At 43.3% G+C, this 2,281-nt stretch carries 1 tRNA gene and 1 rRNA gene; both read right to left on the bottom strand.

Going from position 1 to position 2,281, the window contains the following annotated elements:
• Window positions 1-52: 52 nt before the first annotated feature.
• A tRNA-Ile gene (locus DK441_RS00030) sits at window positions 53-126 on the bottom strand.
• Window positions 127-294: 168 nt separating this feature from the next.
• Window positions 295-1,817: ribosomal RNA gene (locus DK441_RS00035) — 16S ribosomal RNA — on the bottom strand.
• Window positions 1,818-2,281: the final 464 nt, after the last annotated feature.

Here is a 2,281-nt window from a genome sequence, read left to right on the forward strand (position 1 = left end):
CAGACTCCCTTCGATAAACTCAGGATAAACTTCTTGTCTGTCTTTCGACTTGTAGTCTCAGGCAGACTCGAACTGCCGACCTCTACATTATCAGTGTAGCGCTCTAACCAGCTGAGCTATGAGACTTCTTCATAGTTGTGTGTTGGTGGTTAATTGTTGATCGTTGAAAACAATCAACTAACAACCAAAAACTAACAACTAAATAATTAATTAACAGCATAAAGACTAAAAACAACTAAGATACATTCCATCGTATCATTTCATCGTTTCCTATATAAAATAGAAAATCTCTAGAAAGGAGGTGTTCCAGCCGCACCTTCCGGTACGGCTACCTTGTTACGACTTAGCCCCAGTTACCAGTTTTACCCTAGGCCGCTCCTAAACGGTGACGGACTTCAGGTACTCCCAGCTTCCATGGCTTGACGGGCGGTGTGTACAAGGCCCGGGAACGTATTCACCGGATCATGGCTGATATCCGATTACTAGCGATTCCAGCTTCACGGAGTCGAGTTGCAGACTCCGATCCGAACTGTGACCGGCTTTATAGATTCGCTCCTATTCACATAGTGGCTGCTCTCTGTACCGGCCATTGTAGCACGTGTGTGGCCCAGGACGTAAGGGCCGTGATGATTTGACGTCATCCCCACCTTCCTCGCGGTTTGCACCGGCAGTCTTGCTAGAGTTCCCGACATGACTCGCTGGCAACTAACAACAGGGGTTGCGCTCGTTATAGGACTTAACCTGACACCTCACGGCACGAGCTGACGACAACCATGCAGCACCTTGTAAATTGTCCGAAGAAAAGTCTATCTCTAAACCTGTCAATCTACATTTAAGCCCTGGTAAGGTTCCTCGCGTATCATCGAATTAAACCACATGCTCCACCGCTTGTGCGGGCCCCCGTCAATTCCTTTGAGTTTCATTCTTGCGAACGTACTCCCCAGGTGGGTTACTTATCACTTTCGCTTAGCCACTCAGACCGAAGTCCGAACAGCTAGTAACCATCGTTTACGGCGTGGACTACCAGGGTATCTAATCCTGTTCGCTACCCACGCTTTCGTCCCTTAGCGTCAATTAATTGTTAGTGATCTGCCTTCGCAATCGGTATTCTGTGTAATATCTATGCATTTCACCGCTACACTACACATTCTAACCACTTCACAATAATTCAAGTCTTGCAGTATCAATGGCAATTTTCCGGTTGAGCCGAAAACTTTCACCACTGACTTACTAAACCGCCTACGGACCCTTTAAACCCAATGATTCCGGATAACGCTTGGATCCTCCGTATTACCGCGGCTGCTGGCACGGAGTTAGCCGATCCTTATTCGTAGAGTACCGTCAGCATTTCACACGTGAAATGGTTTCTTCCTCTATAAAAGTAGTTTACAACCCATAGGGCAGTCTTCCTACACGCGGCATGGCTGGATCAGAGTTGCCTCCATTGTCCAATATTCCTCACTGCTGCCTCCCGTAGGAGTCTGGTCCGTGTCTCAGTACCAGTGTGGGGGATCTCCCTCTCAGGACCCCTATCTATCGTAGCCTTGGTATGCCGTTACCATACCAACTAGCTAATAGAACGCATAGCCATCTTATAGCGATAAATCTTTAATCCTTAGTGAAGGCTCACTTAAGATACTATAAGGTATTAATCCAAATTTCTCTGGGCTATCCCTTACTATAAGGTAGGTACTATACGCGTTACGCACCCGTGCGCCGGTCGTCATCAGTTGCAAGCAACTATGTTACCCCTCGACTTGCATGTGTTAAGCCTGCCGCTAGCGTTCATCCTGAGCCAGGATCAAACTCTTCATCGTTTGTCTTTAAATATTATTCAAAACAATACAACGGAATTATAATCGTATCTCAATATGTCTCTAGTCTTTATTCTCTGTAATAAACTATAATACTATAGTCTAATTACGCGCTGTCAATCAATATGTCTATGAACTTTCTTAATCAATAAAGCAATCTTCATCGCTATTAATTATAGATCGTAAATAAGGAATCGAACCCCATAAATGCTTCTTAAAACACCCTAAACCATTACTACTATTTTTATGAACTATGCTTTGTTTCTCTAAGCGGGTGCAAATATACAACCCTTTTTATTTCTACAAAGTTTTTTTTGATTTATTTTTTAAAAAAATTCTAGAAAAAAATTAAACCAAATCTCAACGAACTTAACAAAACATTATCCCGTTTTGAACGGGCGCAAACATACAACCCTTTTTTATTCTGACAAGACCTTTTTAATAAAGTTTTTAAAACTTTTTCTTAA

Source organism: Aquimarina sp. AU58 (assembly GCF_900312745.1).
Taxonomy (GTDB): domain Bacteria; phylum Bacteroidota; class Bacteroidia; order Flavobacteriales; family Flavobacteriaceae; genus Aquimarina; species Aquimarina spinulae.